Genomic DNA, 25,814 nt, shown 5'->3' on the forward strand with positions numbered 1-25,814 from the left:
TTAGAACGGCTTGTGATCCAGCTAAACCCACGCTTCTTGAGCAGTTTGTAAATATGATCGGTGTGATATCTTATGTTGAACTGGTCATAAATATACTGAGCAATATCTTCCCCCATTAGTCTGCCGCCTTCTGAAGAACTTGCTGACTGTTTTACATAATCTGACAGTGTGTCGAGTTGTAGTGAGGTTAATATAGCCGGGCGGCCCTTAATCGGTTTGTTGTTCAAGCAGCAACGCGATTGTTAAGGTAGTTAGAAGTTGCTTGGATTCTTCTAAGTTCAATTTAGTAAAAGTAAATAAGTATCGGTGCGCTAATTAGATCACATAATTTGGCTGATTGGTATTAGTCATAGAGTAACGCTTTTTAGTTTTGTATCTAAATTTTTGGAGCTAATTTGTAGAGCTGTCAAGGATACTTACAACAGCCTCTAAAATTGCAGACTCAAGAATACTGTTAGAAGGAACGTTACTTGGCTTTCCAGCAGTTTTATTATCAAAGCAATCAGGGCTTATGCCTAAATCATCATGATTTGACTTATCAATATAAGCTAAATCAGCCTGTTCCATGCACTTCGCTGAAGCATTATTCGAAGGTGTGCTACATGCTTGTATGAGAGTGCAAAGTAGGCAGGTGCTGGCTAGTTGTCTCACAATCATATTTCAGTCCCATCTAAATTTTGCTTAATGATTGCACTTAATACTTGAATTCAAGAATGCAAAAGTCGCGATATGGGAAAGTTCGTTCTATGGTAATTGGCAAGAGGCTTGATAAACGTTAGTAGATCAAAAACGCCAACTCGAGGTTGGCGTTTTAATTATGAGGCTAAAGTAGCTTATTAAGCTTTAGGTCCTGCATTTTTAATTTCGTCAGATACGTCGTATTTAGCAAAGTTTTCAGTGAAGTCTGCTGCAAGTTTGGCCGCATATTCAGCGTATTTAGCTTTATCTTCCCAAGTATTGATTGGGTTAAGTAGCTCGCTGTTAACGCCTGGTACTGCAACTGGTACGTCTAGGTTTAAAACATCAATATGTTGAGTTTCAACGCCAGCCAGTTTACCTGATACGATTGCATCAACAACAGCGCGGGTAGTTGGAATATCAAAACGCTTACCTGTGCCGTAAGGACCGCCAGTCCAACCAGTGTTAACTAGGTATACCTTGGCGCCAAATTCACGTACACGCTTCATTAGAAGCTCCGCGTATACACCCGCTGGACGTGGGAAGAATGGTGCACCAAAACAGGTTGAGAATGTTGATTCGATATCGCTGGTAGAGCCAATTTCAGTAGAGCCAACTTTTGCTGTGTAACCGCTTAGGAAATGAAACGCTGCCGCTTCTTCGCTAAGAATTGATACTGGAGGTAATACGCCGCTTACATCACAGGTTAAGAATACCACTGCTTTTGGCTCGCCTGCGCGGTTCTCTACTTTGCGTTTTTCAACGTGTTCAAGCGGGTAAGCTGCGCGGCTATTTTGCGTTAGGCTGGTATCATGAAAATCAGGAACGCCTTTGTCATCAAGGACAACGTTCTCTAGGATAGTTCCAAAGCGGATTGCATCCCAGATAACAGGCTCATTCTTTTGTGAAAGGTCGATACACTTAGCATAACAACCACCTTCGATGTTGAATACACTGCCAGGTGCCCAGCCGTGTTCGTCATCACCGATTAAAAAGCGAGTTGGATCGGCGGATAAAGTTGTTTTACCGGTACCAGATAGACCAAAGAATAATGCTGTATCGCCAGCTTCACCTACGTTAGCTGAGCAGTGCATTGGTAGCACGCCTTTTGCTGGTAGTAGGAAGTTTTGCACTGAGAACATTGATTTTTTCATTTCACCGGCATAACGCATACCTGCAAGCAATACTTTACGTTGTGCAAAGTTGATAATTACTGTGCCATCACTGTTAGTGCCATCACGTTCTGGGTCACAAACAAATGAAGGTACATTCATTATCTGCCATTGGGGTAAATCAGATGCATTATAAGATTTAGGTTCGATAAACATATTTTTGGCAAAGATATGATGCCATGCAGTTTCTGTTGTAACAACAACAGGTAAATAATGCTCAGGATCAGCGCCTACTTCAAGGTGAGAGATGAAGTGGTCGTTGCTCTGCACATGTGCTTCTACACGTGCCCATAAAGCGTCAAATTTATCTGCATCGAAAGGGCGATTTACATTACCCCATTGGATTTCATTTTCAGTACTTGATTCTTGAACAATAAAGCGATCTTGTGGTGAACGACCAGTACGACGACCAGTGTTAGCAACAAAAGCTCCATTGGCGGCTAAAGTCCCTTCGCCACGACGGATCGCGTGTTCGACAAGTTCAGCTGCAGTTAGATCGACAAAACGAGTAGCGCTTGAAGTCATGTTTATACCTAAATTGTGTGAGATTGAACGGGATAGCTCTGGGGTTCTTGTTTCCCTTTAAGCTGTAATTATAGTAACAGATGGATTAGGGATATTCGAGCTTATCAAAGGCCTAAAAACACATATATTTAGTAAAAAACATGAATAATTTCAATGATACCGGTGTCATAAAAGTAATACAATTCATGACACCGGTATCAATTTTTGGCATAAAAAAACCGCAATAAATGCGGTTTGAATTTTGTTGGTTTTTTGAACGATTAGATTAGTTGAAAATACTTTTCACATCTTGTTCATTAAAAACGTAATCTTTTAAGCAATAATGGCAGCTAATTTTTACCTCACCATTTTCAATAACGTCATCTAATAAAGCTTGTTGACCTATATTAACGAGCGCAGTGATGGTTTTTTCTCTACTACAACCACATTTAAACTGGATTGCTTGCGGCTCGTAAACACGCGGATTGTCTTCATGATAAAGTCGAGTAAGCACAGTGGCAGCATCAAGCTCTAACAACTCTTCAGCTTTAATCGTATTGCTGAGTGCTTCAAGGTGAGTAAAGTCAGTAATCGACTTTTCTTTATTTACAGGTAACACCTGTAGTAGTAAACCAGCAGCTTTAGCATGACCTTGTGTTGTATCAGTTGCAAACCATAGACGTGTTTGTAGTTGCTCTGATTGTGCAAAGTAGGCTTCAAGACATGCTGCTAACGTGTCATGCTCAAGCGGAACTATACCTTGATAACGTTCACCTTTAGTTGGGGTGATTGTCAGTACCATCACACCGTTACCGATTAGTTCCTGGATGGTTGAGCCTGTTACTTCACCTTGCAGGCGGGCAATACCGCGCATATTTTGTTGATGATCACCGTTGATAACCGCATATTTTACCGGGCCATCACCTTGCAGTTGTACTGCTATATCACCTTCAAACTTTAATGTAGCTGTAAGTAGGCAGGTTGCGACCAGTAACTCGCCCAATAAAGCTTGCACTTGCACGGGGTAATTGTGATCGGCAATCATTTCATTATAAGCTTGCTCTATTTGTACGAGTTCGCCGCGGACGTCTAGTTGATCAAATGTATAACGATGAAGTAGATCTTGTTGCATGAGTGGCTTTACCTAACTTGATTTCATTTTTAAAAGTTCGCGTCTTTGCTTTTTATCTGGTTTACGGTCCGGATGAGGAGCAAAAAAGCTATTATTCTTGCGCGCGATGCTATTGGCTTCGCGTTTTTCGATACTTGCATCAGATTCGTGATACAAGGTTTGAGCAATGGGGGCACTTAAGCGTTTATCAAGCAATTTAAGTACAGTGATAACTTTTTCGTCAACTCCTTGAGCAAGTTTGATCACGGCATCTAGTTCGACTATTTTACTAGGTTTAGTGCGCTGGCCATTATAATGTACTTTGCCACCTTGCACCATGTCCCGTGCGATGGCGCGGGTTTTATAAAAGCGTGCAGCCCACAACCATTTGTCTAAACGGATACTAATAGTTTCATCTTTTGACGTGGTATTACGGGTGTTACTTTTTGACACAATTATACTCAATTAAAAGCGCGGCTCTGTAAGGTAAAATTTAGCATGAAACTTACCAACAAAGAAATAGTCGAAGTTTTTTACACTCAGCTTGAACGTTAATTTACCTTGTTTACAAAGTTTAATATTAGTGCGCTTGTTGAATGAAAAATGAAAAGGTACTATAGGCCAGCGATGAAACAGCAAATTAAAATAAGAAACGTCATTTATGGAACAGCGATTACAGCAGCTAAAACATTTAGTAAGTAAATTACCCCACGCTAAATTGAGTTGGGCAATAACGCTTTTAGCCGTTGTTTACATTGCCTTTTTAGCAGCGAAACTATTTTGGCTAACATGGCCAGCCCCGGTTAATTCGAGCCTTTCTCCAAGCTATATTAATAGCGTTACAGGTAAACCTGAACGGGTTAATACGCAATCAATTTTAGCACAAAACTTGTTTGGTAAAGCCGACGCAGCGCCTAAAAAACCAGCAAGCAAACAAACTCAAGTCATTAACAATGCGCCAGAAACTCGATTAAGCATTAATTTAACTGGTATTGTTGCAGTCAGTGGCAATGATCAAACAGGCTTGGCAATTATTGAGTCTCAAGGCCAACAATCAACTTATTTAGTAGATGATGTTGTACAAGGCACTCGCGCTAAGCTTGCTCAAGTATTACCTGATCGAGTAATTTTAGATGTCAGTGGCCGTTTTGAAACGTTAATGCTTGATGGCGTGGATTTTACCAAAACAGTATCAATGCCAGTACTTGCCGAACGTGAAAGTGATGAACCTGAACTCGATGAAGGTCCGCAAATGGACAGTGACCGTCAGATTGATGTAACAGCAAATCAAGAAGTAAAAGAAGCAATTATAGAGACCCGAGAAGAATTGTTAAAAGATCCCGGTAAACTATTTGACTATATTCGAGTATCTCAGGCTATGAAGGATGGTGAGCTTATTGGCTACCGTTTAAGCCCAGGTAAAGACCCTGCATTATTTACGCAGATGGGGTTACAAAATAACGATTTGGCTGTATCGATTAACGGCTATCAATTAACAGATTTAAAACAGGCCATGTCAGCCATTAATGAGCTGCGTAATAGTACCGATGCGAACATTACAATTGACCGTGATGGCGAGCAGATTGATGTGCAATTTAGCCTGCAATAACTTAGCTTTGGAGTTTTAATATAATGGTTCACGCGCTACACCTCAAAAAAATCAGAAAAGGGTTAGCTAAGTACGCAACACTTTTTTTTGTGGCTAGCTTATCTCTATCGGTGTCTGCCGTTGAGTATGCTGCAAACTTTAAAGGGACCGATATCAACGAGTTTATTAATATCGTTGGTAAAAATCTGAATAAGACCGTCATTATCGACCCGAACGTACGTGGTAAAGTAAACGTACGCAGCTATGAATTGATGGACGAAGCACTTTATTATCAATTCTTTTTAAATGTGCTAGAAGTTTACGGTTATTCAGCTGTTGAAATGGATAACGGCATATTAAAGATTGAAAAAAGCTCTGATGCTAAAAAATCAAACGTACCGTTAGTCACTGAAGACGACCAAGCGCGCGGTGATATGATGATCACTCGTGTCGTACGTGTAAAAAATGTTAGCGTACAAGAACTAGGTCCATTAGTGCGTCAGTTTAGCGACCAAAAAGATGGCGGTCATGTTGCCAACTTCAACGCAGCAAACGTCATGATGTTGACCGGTCATGCTGCCTCAGTAAACCGACTTGTTGAAATTATTCGCTCAGTTGACCAAGCCGGTGATAAGCGGGTTGATATTGTAAAGCTAAATTTTGCCACCGCTGATGATGTGGTATCTGTGGTTGATAATATTTACAAAGATAGCGGTAAAGGCAGTATCCCCGAATTTTTGATCCCTAAAGTCGTTGCAGATGGCCGTACTAATAGCGTGATTGTTAGTGGCGAAGGCCAAGCAAGAACGCGTGCTATTGAATTAATTAAACGCCTCGACGGTGAGTTACAAAGCCAAGGCAACACTAAAGTAATTTACCTTAATTACGCTAGCGCTGAAGATTTAGTGAAAGTGTTGCAAGGGGTTAGCAAAACGCTTGGTGAAGAAGGTCAAGGTGGGGCAACTAAAACCCGTAGCCGCAACCAAAACGAAACCAGTATCGAAGCTCACCCAGATTCAAACTCATTGGTCATTACTGCTCAACCTGACACTATGCGTTCATTGGAGTCAGTGATTGAACGGCTTGATATTCGCCGTGCCCAAGTACTCGTTGAAGCAATCATTGTTGAAGTAATGGAAGCTGATGGGATTAACTTTGGTCTGCAATGGATTTCAGAGCAAGGCGGTATGATGCAGTTTAATAACGGCACAACCGTTCCTGTTGGTTCTTTAGCTGTAGCTGCTCAGCAAGCTCGTGATAAAACAATTACTGATAGCGTTGTAGGCACTGACAATGCAGTAGTTACTCCTATTAAGAAAACTGTAGAAGGTGATCTTGGCCCGTTAGGTGCGTTGTTAGGGGGCATCAATGGATTGGCTATGGGGATTGTTAAAAACGATTGGGGCGCGATCATTCAAGCAGTCTCTACTGATACTAACTCAAATATTCTTGCTACGCCTTCGGTTACCACCATGGATAACGAAGAAGCATCGATGATTGTCGGTCAAGAAGTGCCGATCATTACTGGCTCGCAAACGGGTTCTAATAACTCTAATCCATTTCAAACTGTTGAGCGTCAAGAGGTGGGTGTAAAACTTAAAGTAACGCCACAAATAAATGATGGTTCAGCTGTACAGTTAACCATTGAGCAAGAAGTATCTGGCGTGAGTGGTACTACTTCGGTGGATATATCTATTAATAAACGTGCCATTAAAACCACGGTTATGGCTGATGATGGCGGCATGGTTGTGCTTGGTGGTCTAATTGATGAAGACGTGCAAGAAAGCGTCTCAAAGGTACCAATATTAGGTGATATTCCTATCCTTGGTCACTTATTCCGCTCAACCAGCACCAGCAAGCGTAAACGTAATTTAATCGTGTTTATTCGCCCTACCATTATCCGTGATGGCATTAAAATGAATAAATTGAGCCACAGCAAATATAACTTTATCCGTGGTGAGCAGTATAAACAAAAAGAAGATGGTATTGATTTAATGCCTCTAACCGATGTGCCAATCCTACCTGAGTGGAATGATGCATTAGTATTACCGCCAACGTATGAAGAATACTTAAGACAGCAAAATACAGATGAGCGCAATAATGACTGATGCAATCACTGAGATCACCGCAGAGCCCTCACAGCCGCTAAATAATAGCGAGCTGATGACCAGTAACGATTTAGTTGAACTGCCTAATAAGCGGCTACCATTTTCATATGCACGACGTGCAGGCATGTTATTAAGTAAAAATAATGATGACCGGGTGGTGTTCTATCGTGGTGAGCTTAACATTGATGCATTGTTAGAAGTGCGCCGCATTGCTGGGCATGGCTTTACGCTTGAACACTTAGCTGATGACAAGTTTGAGTTGTTATTAGAGGCATCGTATCAACGCGATAGTTCTGAAACCCAGCAAATGATGGAAGACATAGGTAACGAAGTTGATTTATTTTCACTGGCTGAAGATATGCCGCAAACGGAAGATTTGCTTGCCGGAGATGATGATGCACCAATCATTAAATTGATCAATGCGATGCTCAGTGAAGCGATTAAAGAAGGCGCGTCAGATATTCACATCGAAACCTTTGAGCAAGAGCTAGTGATCCGCTTTCGGGTTGATGGCGTGCTTAAAGAAGTGTTAAAGCCGAATCGTAAACTCGCTTCATTGCTAGTTTCGCGTATTAAAGTAATGGCGAAACTCGATATTGCAGAAAAGCGTATCCCGCAGGATGGTCGTATTAGTTTGCGTATCGCAGGACGTGCCGTTGATGTTCGGGTATCAACCATGCCATCAAGTTTTGGTGAGCGGGTTGTACTGCGTTTACTTGATAAAAATAACGCGCGTTTAAATCTTGAAGATTTAGGTATGACGCTGCGCAATCGTGAATTGTTCTCTGATTTGATCAGTAAACCGCACGGAATTATTTTGGTGACCGGTCCAACTGGTTCTGGTAAAAGTACCACGCTTTATGCGGGCATGAGCCAAATTAACTCTCGCGATCGTAATATTTTAACGGTTGAAGATCCAATCGAGTATGAAATCCCAGGTATTGGTCAAACTCAGGTAAATACTAAAGTTGATATGACCTTTGCCCGTGGCTTACGGGCAATCTTACGTCAAGATCCTGATGTAGTAATGGTTGGTGAAATACGTGACCTTGAAACCGCACAAATTGGCGTGCAAGCCTCACTTACAGGTCACTTAGTGATGTCGACATTGCATACCAATACCGCAGCAGGTGCTATCTCTCGTATGGAAGATATGGGGGTTGAACCCTTCTTGCTATCATCTTCTTTGTTAGGGGTGTTATCGCAGCGTCTAGTGCGAACTTTATGTAAGAGCTGTAAAGAAGGTCATGTTGCAGATGAGCGCGAGTGTGAATTGCTCGGCGTACCATTTGTAAATCCGCCGACTATTTACCGAGCCGTTGGCTGTGAAGAGTGTAACTTTAATGGTTACCGTGGTCGTACCGGTATTCATGAATTACTGGTAGTTGATGAAACTGTTCGCGAACTTGTTCACAGTGGTAAAGGTGAGCAAAGTGTTGAAAAGTACATTCGCAAACATACCCCAAGTATTCGCCAAGATGGCTGTAGTCGCGTATTAGCCGGTAAAACCACCCTTGAAGAAGTATTACGTGTAACGCGTGAGGAAGGTTAACAATGGCAGCATTTGAATATCGCGCGCTCGATGCTCGCGGCAAAGAGAAAAAAGGTATTCAAGAAGCGGATACCGCGAAACAAATTCGCCAATCTTTACGTGAACAAGGTCTTACGCCGCTCGAAGTTGTGCCCGCCGCAGAGGGTGATAAACAAGTTAAAGGTGAAAAAAGCTCGCCATTTGGCAGCTTTTTTAAAGCGAAAATATCTACCTCAGATCTCGCTTTGATCACTCGCCAACTCGCTACACTCATTCAATCGGCGTTACCGGTTGAAGGGGCGGTAATGGCGGTGGCTGAGCAGTGTGAAAAGCCGCGTATGAAGCGTATGTTAATGTCGGTGCGTTCAAAAGTTGTTGAAGGTTATACCTTGGCTGATGGCATGTCTGAGTTTCCACATGTATTTGATAATTTATACCGCGCTATGGTAGCTGCGGGTGAAAAATCAGGTCACTTAGATGCTGTATTGAACCGTTTAGCCGATTACACGGAACAACGTCAACACATGCGTAGTCAAATCACACAAGCGATGGTGTATCCGGTGATATTAGTAATATTTGCCATTGGTATCGTTTCAATATTACTAGGTACTGTAGTGCCTAAAATATTGAAGACATTTGAAAAGTCAAAGCAGGTTTTACCTTGGACGACTGAATGGGTAATGGCTGCTAGTAACTATGTGCAAAATTATTGGTTCATTACTTTAGTATTATTTACCGCGACAGTGATTGGTGTTAAACATGCGCTAAAACAGCCTAAGATCCGCTTTTGGTATGATTCGAAAATTTTGATGATGCCGGGCATTGGCAAAGTTGCTCGTAGTATTAATACCGCCAGATTTGCTCGTACACTGAGTATCTTGTCATCAAGTTCAGTGCCGTTACTCGAGGGAATGCGTATTTCTGGTGGCGTATTGATCAACGAGAAAATTAAAAAAGCAGTGGCGGATGCCGCAACCCGCGTTAGTGAAGGGGCAAGTTTAAGAGCGTCCTTACAACAAACAAAATTATTCCCACCGATGATGCTGCATATGATCGCCAGTGGGGAGAAATCAGGTGAGCTCGAGCAAATGCTAGAGCGTGCTGCAAACAATCAAGACCGTGAATTTGAAACCATGGTAAATGTCTCGCTAAAACTCTTAGAGCCTGCGATGATAGCGTCCATGGCGGTTATTGTATTGTTTATCGTAATGGCCATATTACAACCTATTATGGCAATGAATAAAGCGATTGGACTTTAACTATTTTAGGGATTTCGTAATGCATTTTTACCGTGTTACGATAGTTAATTATTAAGAACAACAGAGGTATGTACGTGAATAAACAAGCAGGTTTCTCATTACTCGAAGTTATGGTGGTACTGGTTATCATTGGCATGATCATGTCAATCGTGGCACCCAATATTATGGGTCAGCAAGAAGAAGCGGCACTTGATAAAGCGCATCTTGATATTCAGCAGCTTGAAGATGCTATGAGTCTTTATAAATTAAAGAACAAAGCGTACTTAACCACTGAGCAAGGCCTTGAAGGGTTAGTGACTAAAACTAGCGTAGAGCCAGTACCAAAGCGTTTTCCTGAAGGTGGCTTTATTTCTAAATTACCAGAAGATCCATGGGGAAATCCGTACCAGTTAATCAGCCCAGGTGAAGTTGGTAAATTTGATTTGTTTTCAATGGGACCCGATGGCGAAGTGGGTACTGATGACGACATTGGTAACTGGGATGAAGAAAAATAATAATGCATCTTAGTATAAAGGCGTTTTTATACCCAGCACCGAGCTTAGCATGATGTTAAGTCGGACTAAGTTGCGCCTTGCAAAGCTAAAGTCACCGATGCGTGGCTTTAGCTTAATTGAAATTTTGGTTGTGCTGGTGGTGATCGCCTTCGCCACTAAAATGGTGGTATATAGTCTTGATGGCGGTGTTGAAGATGAATTGGACAAACAAGCACTGAGACTGCATACCACCATTAATATGGCTTCTGAATTTGCAATCTTAAATCAGCTTGAATTAGGTTTTCAGCTTGATAAAGATACCTTAGAGTTTTTAGTGTTTGATGGTGAAAAATGGATCACCTTCGACCGAGAAAAGCTGTTTGCGCCGATGACTGTTGATGAACGTCTTAAGTTGACACTTAATCTAGAAGATCTCGCATGGGCTCAAGATAATCTACTCGAGCAATCCAATTGGCGCGAGTTAATGAGTGGCGGTGATGATGATAGCTTACTCGAATTGCAAAAAATGAAAATCCCGCAAGTGCTAATTTTATCTTCTGGTGAGGTGAGCGCATTTCAACTTATCTATGAATTAAAAGATGAAAAAGAACCTGTGTATTTCATCGAAGGGGAATTTTCCGCACCGGTTAACTTACGCAGAGAGCCAGAATAATGTATCGCAGGTCTAAAGGTTTTACTTTACTTGAGGTTATGGTGGCGCTGAGTATTTGCGCCATGGCTGGGATTGCCGCCATGCAAGCGACAGCTGAGCATATTAATCATTTATCAAGCCTTGAAGAGCAAACCTATGCCTCTTGGGTGGCTGAGAATGTAATGATTGAACAGCGTACTCTCGGCGATAAGTGGCAAGGCAAAAATGGCGCAAAAGGCACGGAAACAATGGCTGGTATAGAATGGTATTGGCGTCAAGATACCGAAGCGACAGCAGATAAAAGTTTTGTAAAAGTGACTATTAATGTATTTAGCGATGAAAAGTTAGAGCACTCGGTTTATGAGCTCATCAGCTATTTAAATAAAGGTAGCAAATAAGTGAAGCAGCGCGGTTTTACACTATTAGAAGTGATGGTAGCGCTGGGGATTTTAGCATTCGTCGTGTTAGCTACTCACCAAATTCTTGATTCGACCACCAAAGCGAAAGATGCATCAGACGAAAAAATTGCAGAATTGAATGGTTTGCAAACGACCTTTAGGTTAATGGATCAAGATTTCAGCCAAATGACTAAACGTGCCGTGCGCAATGAAGCCGGTGATGTGCAAGAACAATATCTACTTGCTGGGCGTTACACCATTAATAGCCAGTATGATGGTATTGCCTTTGTGCGAGATGGCTGGGTAAACCCAATTAATTTGTTACCGCGCTCAGAGCTACAAGCAGTGGGTTATCGTGTTATTGATGACAACCTTGAGCGTATATATCGGGTTTATGTTGATCAACTCGATAACCTTGAGCCGCGAGTGCAAGTTATTCTTAAAGATATCGAAGATCTTAAATTTGAATTTTTAGATGAAAAAAATGAATGGCAAGAGCAGTGGCAGGGCAAGGCATTGCCAAAAGCTGTGGCGGTCACATTGCAACAAATTGATGAAGAACCAATAAGACGCGTTTTTTTAGTACCAGGTAACGGAAAGGCGGGAGGTTTAAGTGAACCATAAATCTCAACATGGTGCCGCGCTTATAATTGTCTTGTTTATTGTTGCTTTGGCATCAATTCTAGCCGTAGAGATGAGTGCTAATTTGCTTGTTCAAGTTCAAAAAAGTACCAACATACAAGGTCATCAGCAAGCAAAATGGTATGCCTATGCAGCAGAAGAGCTGGCTATTAAAGCGTTATTACAAAGCAAAAAAGATGACCCTGAAAAAACCACTTTAAAACAAATTTGGGCGCAACAAGGCGATATTCCTTATCCGGTTGATAATGGTACCTTGCAAGGCAAGATCACGGACTTACAGGCTTGTTTAAATCTCAATGCATTACGTGTTAAAGCGCCACAAGCGGGTAGTACTGATAAAACCAATCCTGCGCACACCGCGTTATTAGCGCTATTAGAAAATATTGAGGACTTACCAGCAGAAGAGTCGGAAGAAGCCATGGCTGACAGTGTTTACGACTGGCTCGATGAAGATAGTATTACTTATCGTTCTGGCGCTGAAGAAGATGAGTATTTATCGCGTAAATCACCATATATGACAGCGAATAGTTTTTTTGCATCAAGCTCAGAGCTGCGTTTGGTTAAAGGGTTTAATCCATTAGTGATGGAAAAAATCTTGCCATACGTATGCGTGATCCCAGGTAGCGAATTGTTAGCAATTAATGTCAATACAATCGCTCCTGAACAGGCATTATTATTGAGTGCATTGATTGATGGTTTGAGTGAGTCAGGTGCGCAAAGTGTGCTATCAGTCCGGCCAGAAGAAGGCTTTAATAATATTGAAGAATTTTTTGAACAAGTGAATCAACAAGGGGCTCAAAATGTTAAGTCTGTTGAAAAACTGTTCACCATAAATAGCGAATATTTTAAACTACAAGCGCAGGCTAAATTTGTCGATCTGCGTTTTTCGATGACCACATTACTGCATGCCAAAGATGGCGAAGTAACTATACTGGCGCGAAAATTTGGAGGCGTACAGTGACAGAAATACTGTTGATCCGCACGGGTCAAACTCAACAAGAAAGTATTAATTGGCTGATTTACTCACCATTAGAACAAGAAATAATTGCCAGTGGCGGATTGCCGAACGCTGAGCAACTGAGTGAGTTAGTTGAAAAAGCACAGAATCGTGAAGTTGTGGTATTACTGCCATGTGATCAGGTGCAACTAAAAACCGTAATCCTGCCGACCAAATGGAATCGTAAGCTTGAGCAAGCGCTCCCATATATGCTTGAAGAAGAGATTGCATGTGACGTAGATGACTTATTTATCGCGATTGCTGAGCCTACTATGGTCGGTGACAAGCACGCCATTAAAGTTGCCATGACTGACCGAGAATGGTTTGAAACTTGGTTAGCTGTATTTGCTGAACATGGAATTGAAGTGTTCAAACTGTTACCCGATGCATTATTGCTTCCTACTGCGGAACATGAGGGATTAAGCGTCATTGAGCTTAATAACCAATGGCTATGTAAGCAAGGCTCATGGCGGATCAGTGCTGTAGAGCAAAGCTGGTTGGCTGAGTATTTAACTGCTTTAGGTCACCCTGATGTTGCACATTACAGCCCTGCCTCGCAATTTCCAGAAACGGTTAATCTTACGGCGCATACCGATGCTTATGATTTGCCGCTGGCGCTATTTGCTAAACAATTACCTGAGATAAGATTCAATCTTCGCCAAGGCCAATATCAACTGAAAAAGAAAAGCGCATTATGGTGGGCGTATTGGCAAGGTGCCGCCATTGCAGCGAGTGTCGCGTTAGTTGGCTCTGTGGCAGTAAAAAGTCTTGAATTGTATCAGTTAAATAGTGAGCTTGAAGTCGCTAAAACACAAGTGGTTGAGCGCTATCAAACGGCCTTTCCGGGGAAAACAGTTCGTCCGCATTTGATTAAAAACCAAATTCAGGGTGAATTGGCTAAATTAGAGGGTGGCAGCAGTGCCGGATTCCTAGATTTAACGAATGAGCTGGTGGGTGTATTTAGCCAAGTGCAAGAGTTTACTCCTGAGACATTGCGTTATGATCAACGTCGCAATGAACTTAGAGTTCGTGCTCGCGGAAAAGATTTTCAAACCTTTGGCAAAGTTAAAGCAATTCTTGAACAACGCGGATTAACTGTAGACCAAGGCTCATTAAATAATGATGGCGACTTTGTAGTCGGTGAAATAAAACTACGAGGTGCTGCATGAAACAACAACTTTTAAAACATTGGCGTGGCTTAAAAGAGCAAGAGCAACAGTTGGTGATGGTCGCTGGGGTTATTTTTGTTATTTTTATCTTAGTTATGGGTATTTTTAGACCACTAAACAACGCGATAACTGAAGCTGAAAAAAACCAAGTTAAACAGCAAGAATTATTAGCGTGGGTTGATAACAGTATTGTTAAACTCAAAGCGGGTAGTGCGCGTGCTGTTACAAGTGACCAAAACTTGAGTCAAATAGTTAATGCTAGCCGCGCTCGCTACGATATAACCATAAGCAAAATGCAGCCTAGCGATAATTCATTAAGATTAACCATCGACTCGGTACAGTTTAATAAGCTCATAGAATGGCTTGATGAACTGGTAAACACTAAAGGCGTATTGATTGAAAATTTAGATCTCAGTCGCGATGATAAACCAGGCTACGTACGCGTTAGCCGACTGGTATTAGAGAAGTAAAGAATGAAAAAAATAGCGATTCTTATAGTAATATTTTTCTTCGGTTTTATCTTTTTTGCACTATTAAAAACGCCAGCTGCAGTTGCGCTTAATTTAGCAAATCCTTATCTACCTAAAGATCTGCAAATAGGTAAAGCATCGGGTAGCATTTGGCAGGGTAGAATCATGCAGCTGCGCTATCAAGATGAACAGATTAACAATTTAAACTGGGATATTTCTGGTTGGGCATTATTCACCGGACAGCTTACAGGCAGTGTAAAGTTTGGTGATCCGCGACAGACCAGTGAACTGTCAGGACGCGGTGACTTTAGTTATGGTTTGCTTGATCAAGTAGTTGCATTAAATGATGCTACATTGCGTTTGAGTGTTGAACGTGCGATGCAGCGTTTGCAGTTGCCATTACCTATTAATGCTAAAGGCAGAGTAATTGTTGAGTTAGATGAATATCTCTCAGGAGCGCCTTATTGTGATGCATTAAAAGGTGAAATCGCCAGTGCAAACATCGATGTGCAAGGATTGTCTGGCTGGTTTAGCGTTGGTCCATTAAGTGGCAAGTTAAGCTGTAAGTCGGGCGATATAGCCGTGTTAGTTGATCCTGAAAACCGCTTAGGCTTAGCGGCTGATGCAACCTTAAAAGCAAACATGGACTTTAAAGTGGCTGGATATATCAAGCCAGAAGCATCACTACCAAAAGAAGTACACGATGCCGCCAAATTTTTAGGCCGTGCAGATAGCGATGGCCGTTATCCATTAAATTTTTAAACAAGGCTGAATTGTTTTATGCAAATTCCTGAATTTACACAGCAACATGGCCAGCAGTTAAGTACGTATTTAGCGAGCCGCAATGGCGCCATGACATTGGTGCAGAGCCAAGGTTACTTATTTGCGGTTATTTGCTCTCCTGAGCCATTAGACGTACACGAGTGGCTTGAACAGATAGTGCCAGATACACACGGCCAGCTAGAAGAACAAACATTATTTGCATTTATGGCTTTGTATCATCAGATCAGTGAGCAAGTTTATGAAACAGGTTTTAAGCTCCCTGTAAGTTTACTGGTGAGTGATCAAGATGACAGCTACCTAGATTTGCATGAATGCCAGCAATGGTGTCAGGGTTTTGTTCAGGGAGCACAGGTGTATATTGATAAGCTAATGCAAGCTGATGCACTGACAACAGACTTAACTGATGCATTGCAAACCGCTTACGCCAGTTTAGGCTTTTTTGCTTTAGAGCCCCAGCTTATCACAACAATTGCCCAGCAAAATCAGCTTAGTGAAATACAACTATGCCAGCAACAGTATGAACTAATGGGAGATTTTGCATTAGGATTTGCTGAGTTAATAGAAATTATCGCTGTGCAAAGTGGTTTGTACGTAGATGAAGAAGATGGTTGGAGTTAGCATTATGCTAAATCCAACACAATTTCAGTACAGCCCTTAGGGCATTTAGCAATCCCTTGGCCGGGTTGCTGAGTCTTTAAATCTAACGTTAATATGCCTTGGCATACTTCACATTTAACCGTTTGTCCTTTCGCCAGCTTCTTCAGTAGGTTTTTATGTTGGTTAAACGATGCGCTGCTTTTTTTTGTTAAAGCTGAAAAATCCACTATTTACCTCTGCGCTCAGCCAATGATGTTGAGACGATGTCACACACTGTATTTAAACGATCTTCGTAAAAATATAGGTTGAGATCTTTACTGCGGCAGTAACGAGTATGGAATAGCTGCAGCTGTTCATCAGTTTGCATGGTTTCTTCTAAATACTCTAACTCGCTTTCTGAAAGTGTTAGTTCTGACTTGATGCGGTTTTTTGCCATGCTCGCAGCGGGTCCACGGTTAATGTTGCTAGCACTACTTAATAGCCCTACACCTTCTCCTAATAACTTTTCTCGAGGTTCTTTTATCATTGGATGATCAATTGTGAATAACGCAAGTATCACTACAACTAGTACAAGGAATTTTTTCATATGTGAGTAAACTTTGATCTGAACGGGTACGAATTAGACACCAGTGTAATAAAATGCCCCTTTGTAAAGCAAGCAAGTTAGGTGAATAAATTATTATCAATGAATATCAGCTTTTTTGAGGAGAGTTGGTATAATGACAGAGAACAATTAGATTTTTCAGAAATCTCTGAACTTTTACAGCACAGTAGTTCAGTTTGCACTATTTTTAAATGTAAGCTTAGTTGTTAGCTATCTAAATAGCGTTATATGATTGTTTGACTTTCATTCTCCAAGCGGCGTTGAGGAACTTCGATGGACAAGCAAATAAAAGTAAAAAATATTCCTAGTGAGGTCAAGATCGAAAAGCCCGATCTCTATGCTCAACAGGATAGATTTAATCCCCGCAATCGCATTTATGTACGTGCGGTTAAAGGGTTACATCAACTATTAAGACAGCGCATTGGTTTTCTTGGTATGTTGGCGTTCATGGCGCTGCCATGGATAAACTTTAATGACCAACAAGCTGTGTTATTTGACCTCATTGGTCAAAAATATAACATTTTTGGGCTAACTCTATGGCCACAAGATTTTACTATTCTTGCTTTTATTCTGATGCTTGCTGCATTCGCGTTATTCTTAGTGACCACCTTTTACGGTCGGGTTTGGTGTGGCTATACGTGCCCGCAAACAGTCTGGACGTTTATTTTTATTTGGTTTGAAGAAAAGTTCGAAGGGACAGCGAATCAACGTAAGAAGCTTGATCAGCGACCAATGGACTTTGATAAATTTTGGCGTAAGACAGCCAAGCATACAGGTTGGATAGCTTTTTCTTTATACACCGCACTGACCTTTGTTGGTTATTTCACACCTATTCGTCAGCTGTTACCGGATTTTGTTACTTTTGATGTAGGTGGCTATGCGCTGGTTAGCATTATCGTATTTACTGTATGTACTTATGGTAATGCTGGTTGGATGCGCGAAATTATGTGCTTGCATATCTGCCCGTATTCGCGCTTTCAATCTGCAATGTTTGATAAAGATACCTTCACAGTAAGCTACGATGAAAAACGTGGTGAAAATCGTGGGCCACGTAGTCGTAAACAAGATCGAGAAGAGCTTAGCTTAGGTGACTGTATTGACTGTAATTTGTGCGTACAAGTATGCCCAACAGGGATCGATATTCGCAATGGCCTGCAAGCTGAATGCATTAACTGTGGCGCCTGTATCGATGCCTGCGACGGAGTAATGGATAAGATGAATTATCCGCGCGGGCTTATCTCATATACCACTGAGCGTAACCTAGAAACGCCAGAGAATAAAACCAATCCTCTGCGCGCTAAGATTATTGGTTATATTGTTATATTAGTGGTGCTCAGCGCAGCGCTGGTAACGAATATTGTAATGCGTAAGCCAATGGACTTAGATATTATTCGCGATCGAAATCAACTCTATCGAGTCGATTTTAATGGGCTTGTCGAAAATACCTACACACTTAAAGTGATCAACAAAGCACAATACGAGCAAACCTTTAATATTAAGGTGGCAGGACTGGAGAACTTTAAGTACATAGGTAAGCAAACTTTTACCGTGCAAGCGGGCGAATCGCACAACGTGCCATTATCATTGGTGATGGATCCGTATGATTTGAAAGCGCCGATGACCGAGTTTAATTTTGTATTATCGCCAGTGGACAATCCAAGTTCACAAATTTCGCAGCCGAGTAACTTCTTTAAAGCGCGATAGTTAAGTACACTGATAACAAATAAAAAGCGGGATTTTCCCGCTTTTTTTATAATTGATGAGAATTATGAGTAAATTTAGTTTTGTTGACCTCACCCCAGATTCGATTTTAGATGCGGTCGAAAGTATTGGTATTTACGCAGAGTCTGGCTTATTAGCACTGAATAGTTACGAAAACCGTGTCTATCAATTCAAAGCTGAAGATGGCCTACGTTATGTGGTGAAATTTTATCGTCCCGAGCGCTGGAGTAAGGCACAAATACTCGAAGAGCATAGCTTTGCATTTGAATTGGCTGATGCTGAAGTGCCTGTAGTTGCGCCGATACAGCGTAATGGCGAAAGCTTATTTGAGCATAATGGTTATCTATTTACTTTGTTCCCAAGTGTCGGGGGGCGCATCTTTGAAGTTGATAATCTTGATCAGTTAGATGTGTTAGGACGCTTGATTGGTCGGATGCATCAAGCAGCTAAAGCGAATGTTTTTAGCGAACGTCCGGTCATAGGGTGTGACGAGTATCTAGATACAGCTAAAATTCAGTTACAAAACAGTAATCTGGTGCCTAGCAGTTTAACTACTGCGTTTTATACTATTTTAGATATGGTGATCGCTAAAACGAAATCGCTTTACCAGCAGGTGGATACTATACGTTTACATGGTGATTGCCATGCCGGTAATATTCTGTGGGCCGGTGATGCGTTGATGTTTGTTGATTTGGACGATAGTCGTCAAGGGCCTGCGATTCAAGATTTATGGATGATGCTCAGTGGCGATCGAAACAATCAACTGTTACAGTTAGATACCTTAGTGGCTGCCTATGAAGAATTTTGTGATTTTGATCACACTCAACTCAAATTAATTGAACCATTACGCGCAATGCGTATGATTCATTATATGGGGTGGCTAGCTAAACGTTGGGAAGATCCGGCATTTCCGCGGAACTTTTCATGGTTTGCTGATGACAAATACTGGGAGCAACAAATTTTAGCGCTGAAAGAGCAGTATTCTGCACTTCAAGAGCCGCCGCTGAAGTTGCTGCCTAACTAATTATTAAAAATATCTGAAACGAGAGTCCAATGCTTAAAAAACTAAAATTGAGTTTACTACTGCTATGTTTACCTTTTGCTGCGATGGCCGCAGATTTTAAAGCTGGTGAGCACTATGACGTACTAAAAATTGAAAAAAGTAAAACCTCACAAGTAACAGAGTTCTTTTCATTTTATTGTCCGCACTGTTTTAAGTTTGAAGCTGTAGCTAAAGCAATGGAAAAAAGCTTGCCTGCAGGTACTGAGTTTGTAAAAAACCATGTCAACTTTTTAGGTGGTTTAGCGCCAGAAGTGCAAAGTAATTTGAGCTATGCGTATATCATCGCTAAACAGCATAACAAAGGTGCGCAAGTTGCAGATCAAATGTTTGACAGCATTCATATAAAACGTGCTCCACTCAATAACATTAAAGACGTTAAAGCATTACTTGCAGTAAATGGTATTGATAACGATACCTTTGATAAAGATATTGCCAGCATGCCAGTGATTGCGGCGGAAAAAGCCATGCAAGACAAGCAAAATAAGTTTTCACAAATGGGAGCCTTAACCGGTGTACCAACGTTTATCGTTAATGATAAATACAAAATCAATATCAATACCATCAAGAGCCAAGAGCAGCTTGATGAGTTAGTTGCCTTTTTATTACAACAATAAGCTATTAAAACAATAATTTTTGGAGTTTTTACCGATGATCAAATTAGTTAAAGCAGGACTAATAGCGTTGACGCTTGGGTTTGCTACAAACGCCGCCGCGATTCAATATGACGAAGGGACGCATTATGAAACGATTGATGCACGCGCAACTAAAAAGCCAGAAGTTAAAGAATTCTTCTCATTTTACTGCCCACACTGTAATGTTTTTGAATCAATTGTTGCTGAATTAAAGCCGCTACTAAATGAAGGTATTACTTTTAAGAAAAGCCATGTTGACTTTTCGGGTCCGCGTAACCCAGAAATTCAAACGATGTTAGCACAAGCTTACGCTACGGCAACTGTATTACCACAACAAGATGCACTAATTAGCGCTATTTTCAACCATATCCATGGCAAGCGAGCAAACACCAATGAGCTTGCTGATATGAAAGATATCTTTGTTGCTCAAGGTGTAGCTGCTGATGATTTTGATAAGTTTTACAACAGCTTTACAGTAAGAACCAAGGTATCCAAAATGAAGCGTGATCAAGAATATTTTAAACAAAAGGGTGCTTTGAAAGGTGTGCCTACCTTTATTGTAAACGGTAAGTACCGTGTTATTGTTGGTGGTGATTCAGGTATTAAAGATGCTAAAAGTATGGCTGATCTAATTAATTACTTAGCTGCTAAATAGAGCGGTTTAGTGTTTATTGTAAAAAAGCTCCGTACGCGGAGCTTTTTTGTTGCAGGTGGTAAGAAATGCATAAAATACTGGTTTCAAGTTGCTTACTTGGTGCTCCCGTGCGCTACGATGGTAGCGGACAACAGTTACTCCATCCTCAGCTTATCGCATGGCAGCAGCAGGAACGTATAGTCGCTTTTTGTCCTGAGATTGCTGGTGGTTTATCCACTCCTAGAGATCCTGCTGAAATCGTCAACGGTAAAGTGATTACCAATACTGGTGATGATGTGACACCGGAATTTCAGCTAGGTGCAAAACAAGCATTACGCCTTTGCCAACAGTACAATATTCGTTTTGCGCTATTAAAGGAATCAAGTCCTTCTTGTGGTCGTAATACAATTTACGATGGCTCGCACAGTGGTATTAAGGTGGTTGGAATGGGATTAACGGCTTCGCTATTAGAAAAGAATGGTATTAAAGTCTTTAGTGAGCAGCAAATGCCAGCGCTAGTAAAAGCACTGGCATAGATACTTTACAATTTACGTTGTAAAAATACCCCTGATTCAATGTGGTGGGTATATGGAAATTGGTCAAAAATCGCAAACCGTTTAACTTCATGAGTGCGAGTTAGGTGCTCTAAATCACGCTCAAGCGTATCAGGGTTACATGAGATATAAATAATACTCTCGTAGTTAGCCACCAAATCACATGTTAGTGTATCCATGCCTGCGCGCGGCGGATCAACTAAAATGGTCTGACAATCATAGCTGCTTAAGTCAATCCCTTCTAAACGTGAGAAGGTTCGTTCGCCTTTCATAGCTTGAGTAAACTCTTCGCTCGACATACGAATGATATCTAAGTTAGTTACGTTATTTTTAGCAATATTATACTGCGCTGAGTGTACTGACGATTTAGAAATTTCGGTTGCTAATACACGATTAAACGAACCAGCTAAGGCAATTGAAAAGTTACCGTTACCACAATAGAGCTCTAGTAAATCATTTTTTAGTGGTTTACATAAGTCTTGTGCCCACTCCAGCATCTTAATGTTTACTTTAGCATTTGGCTGCGTAAAGCTGTTTTCAACTTGTTGGTAAATAAGTTGCTGGCCATTAACTGTTAAACGCTCAGTAACAAAATCATCACCGAGTACTTCTTTTTGTTTGCGAGCACGCCCAATAAAATCAATTTTAAAGCGCTCACTCAATGATTCTTTTAGTGACTTGATAGCTGCTAGCCATTCTTCGTCGAGTGGTTTGTGATAAAGCAGACTCACTAAAATCTCACCGCTTAAACTAGAAAGATAATCTATTTGGAATAATTTACGACGCAAGACTTCACAGCCTTTAAGATTATCGATCATTGCCTGCATTACTTCCCCAATTAGCGGCGCTGCAGGGTCAAACACATCGACTCTGATTTTGTCTTTGGTGGCTTGATCAAACATAATGTGGAATAACTCATCGCCATCGTGCCATACTCTAAATTCAGCGCGTTGACGGTAATGAATTGGCTCAGAGGTAAAGACTTCTAATTGTTCAACACCAAAGCGTTGGAATTGCGCAATGATACGTTGCTCTTTTTCATTTAACTGTGCGTCGTATCCTGTTGTATCGATCTTTATAACCGCCATTACCTACTACCTTATTTCATTATGCTGTTTATCGGCGCTATTGTAGGGGGCAGGGATTATTTGTCTAGGGTCTGTTTATCTTTCTAGGTTAATTTTGCAGCTGTGCGTTTGGTTTTTAGGCAAGGCAGAGCCTATGTAGTGTGGTTATTCCCCATAAATAGGCGATAACGTAGCATAAATGCCAAACGCGCGCTGCCCGAAGGGTTCTGCCTAGGGGCGATTAACTCTTTGTTACTTACATGGATGTAAGTAAGGGGCGTGAGCAGGACGCGGAAGCTTTGCTCAATTTTTACTTAGCCCACTAGGTTACAAATCTCGCGCCGCGATTAAATCGCCCCGAGGTTGAACAAATTTTAATCCTTAAAGGTCAACAGGCCCTAATTTTGAGTAATAGCAAATGCTGTTTTTTTGTACATTTTACTTTAGTTATTTATTTTTGGGCCGATACTTAAGTAAGCAAAAATAGGAGTCGGATCATGAAAATTGGCAACTTTGGCTTTGTTCCAAACAACAACGTCAATAAATACAGTAACAAAGCTGCATTACAGCAACCTACAATACAGTCGCCTCAAGATAGTTACCAGCAACGTGGTAAAGAATTAGCAGCAAAAGTGTTAGGTGACAAAATGGCTGAGGCCTTAGGCTTACCTGTCGCGGAAGAGAAAAAAGACAAGCCACTATTTGATTTTGAAGAAATCGTCAAAAACGTTTTGGACTTTGTAACTGGTGCCGTTAAGAAAGCGCAAGTCAATGGAGCCGATAATGAAAAACTCAAAGGTATGCTTAGTGATGCACGCAAAGGTGTGCAAACAGGTATTGATGATGCTTATGGTGAATTAAAAGATACCGGTATTCTAAACGACGAAATTGAGCAGGGCATAGAAAAATCCAAAGAAGGTATTTTTAATGGCCTGGATGAGTTTGAAGAGGATTTATTTAACCCTAAACCGGATTCTGTCAGTGTTACTCAAGCACAGTATTTAAGTTTAAGTAATAATGCTCAGTATAACTTCACCACTGCAGAAGGTGACGAGGTGAGTATTAGTTTTGCTGATGCATTTAAACAGCAATCAGCCAGTAGTTATCAGCGTAATGGTCAAAATGAAGGCTATGCCAGTGCATCATCACAATCGCGGGAGTTATCATTTAGCATGTCAGTAAATGGTGACTTAAACGAAGATGAACAAAAGGCTATTAATGCAATGATGGAAGACTTGCAAAATGTTAGTAAAACATTTTTTGGTGGTGATTTGGAACAAGCCTTTGAACAAGCACAAGAGCTCAACTTAGGCAACGAACAGCTAGTCGCGTTTTCAATGGACTTAAAGCAAACTAAAACGTATGCAGCAATAAAAGGCTATGAAGAGAATAAACCAACACCAGAGAAAGCTGTGGCTGAAAAAATAGCTCCATTTAATGACGATCTAAAAAATGCCTTTAATAAAGCGGGTGATCTTGGTTTGCAAAATGAACTGTCAGGCATTTTACAATGGTTAAATCAAGACCAAGAGGAAATAGGCAAATTAGTCGACTATACAAAATCAATGTTTGAGCAAATGAATAAATTGCGCTCAGCAGCACTAGAGAGTGAAGCATAAGCTTTATTTTCAGTATACCGCGTGGCAAACTGCTCAGCTTAGTTATTATAAGGAGCGAGTTGTTTGTCACCTCATATCATGGTTTTTGATTCGGGCATTGGTGGTACCACAGTGCTGAAGCATATTCAGCAATACATACCTGATGGCCGTTATAGTTATTTTATGGATAACGCCTACCTACCTTATGGAAAGCTGAGTCAACAAACCATAATTCAGCGCCTCAGCGGATTATTAATTTTTATAGAAACACAACAATTACACGTTGATGTGTTAGTTATTGCTTGTAATACCGCATCTACTTCAGCACTGAGCGCACTTCGCGAATTAACCACGATACCGATCGTCGGTGTAGTACCTGCAATTAAACCCGCCGCTTTATTATCTAAGTCACAGCATATTGCCTTATTGGCCACACCAGCAACAATACAAAGTAGTTATACACAACAGTTGATAAGCCAGCATGGTCAAGCTGTCACAGTACATTTATATGCTAGTGTTGAACTTGTAACGTTGGCGGAACAAACATATCAAAGTAAAAAGATTATCCAGGACAAACTAGTTGCAGAGCTCGATAGTCTCGCTATTGATAATAGAGTGGATGTAGTCGTGTTAGGTTGTACGCATTTCCCAATTTTAGCAAAAGGTTTGAATGAGTATTTTAACAGCACTGTATTATTACTTGATTCCGGCGTAGCAATAGCCAAACGGGTGTGTGCAATACTCAAAGAGCATAATATAGCTTGCAGTGATGAGCTTGATGTTAATTGTACAGGCAAGAAAAAGCCGCTACGTTATTACGCAACGGCTTCTATTTATGTTGATAAGCAACCGGTGGAGCTAGTTACGCTGATTGATCCGACTCAGAACGAAAAGAGTTAGATTCATCATCTTGTTTTTGTTTTGCTTCACGAACTTTCAATGTACGTTGTTGGAACTCGCTATCGTTTAATTTTGCAATAGCATTATCAGCATCTAGCTCTGCCATTTCAACAAAGCCAAAGCCACGACGTTTGCCAGTATTTTTATCCTTTAATAGGCGTACATTAAACACTTTACCTTGTTCTTCAAATAAAGCGCGAACTACACCTTCATTTGCACGATAAGGAAGATTGCCCACATAAAGTGTTTTTGTTTTTACTTCGGCTTCTTCTACATCGCCAGATGACATTGCAGCTATAACTACACCACCAATTAATAAACCAGCACCAAATAACAGTGCAGGACTTAATTGTAGGCTCGAAAGCGCAAAATTAACTATAACGAAACCAATAACAGCAAGGATAACTGAAGAGATAAGAGATTTTTGATCGGGTAATTTCATTTTGATCTACCAATAAACAGGAAATAAACATTAATTTAACATTGTGAACTTGCTATCTTAACGCGATAAATGAACATAGCAATGATATTTATGTGAAATAATTTAATTTACATCAAAAAAGACTCGAAAAAGCATCGATTGAGTGTTCTTTTAAAGCGTTTTGCATGCTTTTTGAGCGAACAGTCAAAAGATTGAAAAAAAGTGTTGATCTGTTTTTGGATCTCCCTATAATGCGACCCCACTGAGACGGGAAACGCCAACGCATAGCGAGGCACGAACAACTCAGAGAGTTAAATAAAACTTAGGTTTTAAATATTCGCAAGAAAGTTTAAAGCTAAGTGTTGACTCGAAAAATAAAGGATGTATTATACGCATCCCTAGCGACAATGTCGCAACGTTCTTTAACAATATAAAGCAATCATCTGTGTGGGCACTCGTACAGATTGAGTTCTAACAGCCGAGCTTA

General features: G+C 40.9%; 29 protein-coding genes. 20 read left to right on the forward strand and 9 right to left on the reverse strand.

The genetic code is table 11. From position 1 onward, the window contains the following. The 5 genes from H5158_RS23770 to hslR form a co-directional block, all read right to left on the reverse strand. A partial coding sequence (locus H5158_RS23770; RefSeq protein WP_220491369.1) for a winged helix-turn-helix domain-containing protein occupies window positions 1-116 on the reverse strand: 116 nt, incomplete at its 3' end. 274 nt (window positions 117-390) lie between these two features. Further along, a complete protein-coding gene (locus H5158_RS19155) occupies window positions 391-567 on the reverse strand; it encodes a hypothetical protein (RefSeq protein WP_182719499.1) in 177 nt (58 codons plus the stop codon). 269 nt (window positions 568-836) lie between these two features. Beyond that, window positions 837-2,375, reverse strand: a complete 1,539-nt coding sequence (locus H5158_RS19160; RefSeq protein WP_182740660.1) for a phosphoenolpyruvate carboxykinase — start codon at window positions 2,373-2,375, stop codon at window positions 837-839. Window positions 2,376-2,640: 265 nt separating this feature from the next. Then, the gene (gene hslO, locus H5158_RS19165) at window positions 2,641-3,486 is read right to left on the reverse strand and encodes an Hsp33 family molecular chaperone HslO (RefSeq protein ID WP_149983376.1); all 846 of its coding nucleotides are present in this window, start codon (window positions 3,484-3,486) and stop codon (window positions 2,641-2,643) included. 12 nt (window positions 3,487-3,498) lie between these two features. Continuing rightward, window positions 3,499-3,921: a ribosome-associated heat shock protein Hsp15 gene (gene hslR, locus H5158_RS19170; RefSeq protein ID WP_404676548.1), complete on the reverse strand. Its 423-nt coding sequence runs from the start codon at window positions 3,919-3,921 to the stop codon at window positions 3,499-3,501. Between the two features lie 205 nt (window positions 3,922-4,126). Between hslR and gspC the strand changes: the two genes are divergently transcribed. From gspC to H5158_RS19235, 13 genes are all read left to right on the forward strand, one after another. Next, window positions 4,127-5,074, forward strand: a complete 948-nt coding sequence (gene gspC / locus H5158_RS19175) for a type II secretion system protein GspC (protein ID WP_182719498.1) — start codon at window positions 4,127-4,129, stop codon at window positions 5,072-5,074. A gap of 23 nt (window positions 5,075-5,097) precedes the next feature. Continuing rightward, window positions 5,098-7,161, forward strand: coding sequence for a type II secretion system secretin GspD (gspD, locus tag H5158_RS19180; protein WP_182740661.1), 2,064 nt, complete (start codon window positions 5,098-5,100; stop codon window positions 7,159-7,161). Then, window positions 7,154-8,713 carry a type II secretion system ATPase GspE gene (gene gspE / locus H5158_RS19185; RefSeq protein ID WP_145242764.1) on the forward strand — a complete coding sequence of 520 codons (1,560 nt, stop codon included), beginning with the start codon at window positions 7,154-7,156 and terminating at the stop codon, window positions 8,711-8,713. Before gspD ends, gspE begins: the two co-directional genes overlap by 8 nt. A gap of 2 nt (window positions 8,714-8,715) precedes the next feature. After that, a complete protein-coding gene (gspF, locus tag H5158_RS19190; protein ID WP_145242766.1) occupies window positions 8,716-9,951 on the forward strand; it encodes a type II secretion system inner membrane protein GspF in 1,236 nt (411 codons plus the stop codon). Window positions 9,952-10,025: 74 nt separating this feature from the next. Further along, entirely contained in the window at window positions 10,026-10,445 is a 420-nt protein-coding gene (gene gspG, locus H5158_RS19195) for a type II secretion system major pseudopilin GspG (protein WP_145242768.1), read from the forward strand. A 52-nt stretch (window positions 10,446-10,497) separates the two neighbouring features. Beyond that, window positions 10,498-11,097 carry a prepilin-type N-terminal cleavage/methylation domain-containing protein gene (locus H5158_RS19200; protein WP_404936406.1) on the forward strand — a complete coding sequence of 200 codons (600 nt, stop codon included), beginning with the start codon at window positions 10,498-10,500 and terminating at the stop codon, window positions 11,095-11,097. Then, window positions 11,097-11,474 (forward strand): type II secretion system minor pseudopilin GspI, encoded by a 378-nt coding sequence (gspI, locus tag H5158_RS19205; protein ID WP_145242773.1) that lies wholly within the window; start codon window positions 11,097-11,099, stop codon window positions 11,472-11,474. The genes H5158_RS19200 and gspI overlap by 1 nt, the downstream gene beginning before the upstream one ends. Beyond that, window positions 11,475-12,098: a type II secretion system minor pseudopilin GspJ gene (gene gspJ, locus H5158_RS19210; RefSeq protein ID WP_149983381.1), complete on the forward strand. Its 624-nt coding sequence runs from the start codon at window positions 11,475-11,477 to the stop codon at window positions 12,096-12,098. It abuts the gene before it with no gap. After that, window positions 12,088-13,077 (forward strand): type II secretion system minor pseudopilin GspK, encoded by a 990-nt coding sequence (gene gspK / locus H5158_RS19215; protein ID WP_145242776.1) that lies wholly within the window; start codon window positions 12,088-12,090, stop codon window positions 13,075-13,077. Before gspJ ends, gspK begins: the two co-directional genes overlap by 11 nt. After that, window positions 13,074-14,282 (forward strand): type II secretion system protein GspL, encoded by a 1,209-nt coding sequence (gene gspL / locus H5158_RS19220; protein WP_149983383.1) that lies wholly within the window; start codon window positions 13,074-13,076, stop codon window positions 14,280-14,282. Before gspK ends, gspL begins: the two co-directional genes overlap by 4 nt. Beyond that, window positions 14,279-14,752: a type II secretion system protein GspM gene (gene gspM / locus H5158_RS19225; RefSeq protein WP_182719493.1), complete on the forward strand. Its 474-nt coding sequence runs from the start codon at window positions 14,279-14,281 to the stop codon at window positions 14,750-14,752. Before gspL ends, gspM begins: the two co-directional genes overlap by 4 nt. A 3-nt stretch (window positions 14,753-14,755) precedes the next feature. After that, window positions 14,756-15,514 carry a type II secretion system protein N gene (locus H5158_RS19230; RefSeq protein ID WP_182719492.1) on the forward strand — a complete coding sequence of 253 codons (759 nt, stop codon included), beginning with the start codon at window positions 14,756-14,758 and terminating at the stop codon, window positions 15,512-15,514. Window positions 15,515-15,532: 18 nt separating this feature from the next. Continuing rightward, entirely contained in the window at window positions 15,533-16,153 is a 621-nt protein-coding gene (locus H5158_RS19235) for a UPF0149 family protein (RefSeq protein ID WP_182740663.1), read from the forward strand. Window positions 16,154-16,155: 2 nt separating this feature from the next. On the opposite strand, the gene H5158_RS19240 is transcribed toward H5158_RS19235, so the two are convergent. Both H5158_RS19240 and H5158_RS19245 read right to left on the reverse strand, forming a co-directional pair. Next, on the reverse strand, window positions 16,156-16,359 hold the full coding sequence (locus H5158_RS19240; RefSeq protein WP_182719490.1) for a hypothetical protein: 204 nt from the start codon (window positions 16,357-16,359) through the stop codon (window positions 16,156-16,158). Further along, a complete protein-coding gene (locus tag H5158_RS19245) occupies window positions 16,359-16,718 on the reverse strand; it encodes a hypothetical protein (RefSeq protein ID WP_145242788.1) in 360 nt (119 codons plus the stop codon). Before H5158_RS19245 ends, H5158_RS19240 begins: the two co-directional genes overlap by 1 nt. Before the next feature lie 291 nt (window positions 16,719-17,009). Between H5158_RS19245 and ccoG the strand changes: the two genes are divergently transcribed. The 5 genes from ccoG (at window position 17,010) to H5158_RS19270 (ending at window position 21,323) form a co-directional block, all read left to right on the forward strand. After that, window positions 17,010-18,440, forward strand: a complete 1,431-nt coding sequence (ccoG, locus tag H5158_RS19250) for a cytochrome c oxidase accessory protein CcoG (protein WP_182740664.1) — start codon at window positions 17,010-17,012, stop codon at window positions 18,438-18,440. A 64-nt stretch (window positions 18,441-18,504) separates the two neighbouring features. After that, the gene (locus H5158_RS19255) at window positions 18,505-19,482 is read left to right on the forward strand and encodes a serine/threonine protein kinase (RefSeq protein WP_149983388.1); all 978 of its coding nucleotides are present in this window, start codon (window positions 18,505-18,507) and stop codon (window positions 19,480-19,482) included. A 29-nt stretch (window positions 19,483-19,511) separates the two neighbouring features. Continuing rightward, complete coding sequence (locus H5158_RS19260; RefSeq protein ID WP_182740665.1) at window positions 19,512-20,135, forward strand: thiol:disulfide interchange protein DsbA/DsbL; 624 nt, start codon at window positions 19,512-19,514, stop codon at window positions 20,133-20,135. A 34-nt stretch (window positions 20,136-20,169) separates the two neighbouring features. Further along, complete coding sequence (locus tag H5158_RS19265) at window positions 20,170-20,808, forward strand: thiol:disulfide interchange protein DsbA/DsbL (protein WP_182740666.1); 639 nt, start codon at window positions 20,170-20,172, stop codon at window positions 20,806-20,808. Between the two features lie 65 nt (window positions 20,809-20,873). Beyond that, window positions 20,874-21,323: a DUF523 domain-containing protein gene (locus H5158_RS19270; protein WP_145242799.1), complete on the forward strand. Its 450-nt coding sequence runs from the start codon at window positions 20,874-20,876 to the stop codon at window positions 21,321-21,323. A 5-nt stretch (window positions 21,324-21,328) separates the two neighbouring features. Here H5158_RS19270 and trmA read toward each other — a convergent pair whose 3' ends face one another. Continuing rightward, window positions 21,329-22,429, reverse strand: coding sequence for a tRNA (uridine(54)-C5)-methyltransferase TrmA (gene trmA / locus H5158_RS19275; protein ID WP_182740667.1), 1,101 nt, complete (start codon window positions 22,427-22,429; stop codon window positions 21,329-21,331). A gap of 476 nt (window positions 22,430-22,905) precedes the next feature. On the opposite strand from trmA, the gene H5158_RS19280 reads away from it, so the two are divergent. Both H5158_RS19280 and murI read left to right on the forward strand, forming a co-directional pair. Further along, the gene (locus H5158_RS19280) at window positions 22,906-24,027 is read left to right on the forward strand and encodes a DUF5610 domain-containing protein (RefSeq protein WP_149983391.1); all 1,122 of its coding nucleotides are present in this window, start codon (window positions 22,906-22,908) and stop codon (window positions 24,025-24,027) included. A 63-nt stretch (window positions 24,028-24,090) separates the two neighbouring features. Further along, window positions 24,091-24,906 (forward strand): glutamate racemase, encoded by an 816-nt coding sequence (gene murI / locus H5158_RS19285; RefSeq protein ID WP_182740668.1) that lies wholly within the window; start codon window positions 24,091-24,093, stop codon window positions 24,904-24,906. Here murI and H5158_RS19290 read toward each other — a convergent pair. Continuing rightward, window positions 24,869-25,348: an RNA-binding protein gene (locus H5158_RS19290; protein ID WP_145242807.1), complete on the reverse strand. Its 480-nt coding sequence runs from the start codon at window positions 25,346-25,348 to the stop codon at window positions 24,869-24,871. The two genes, murI and H5158_RS19290, sit on opposite strands and share 38 nt — an antisense overlap. Between the last annotated feature and the right edge of the window lie 466 nt (window positions 25,349-25,814).

The organism is Pseudoalteromonas sp. SR45-6 (genome assembly GCF_014163545.1).
Lineage (GTDB): Bacteria > Pseudomonadota > Gammaproteobacteria > Enterobacterales > Alteromonadaceae > Pseudoalteromonas > Pseudoalteromonas rhizosphaerae.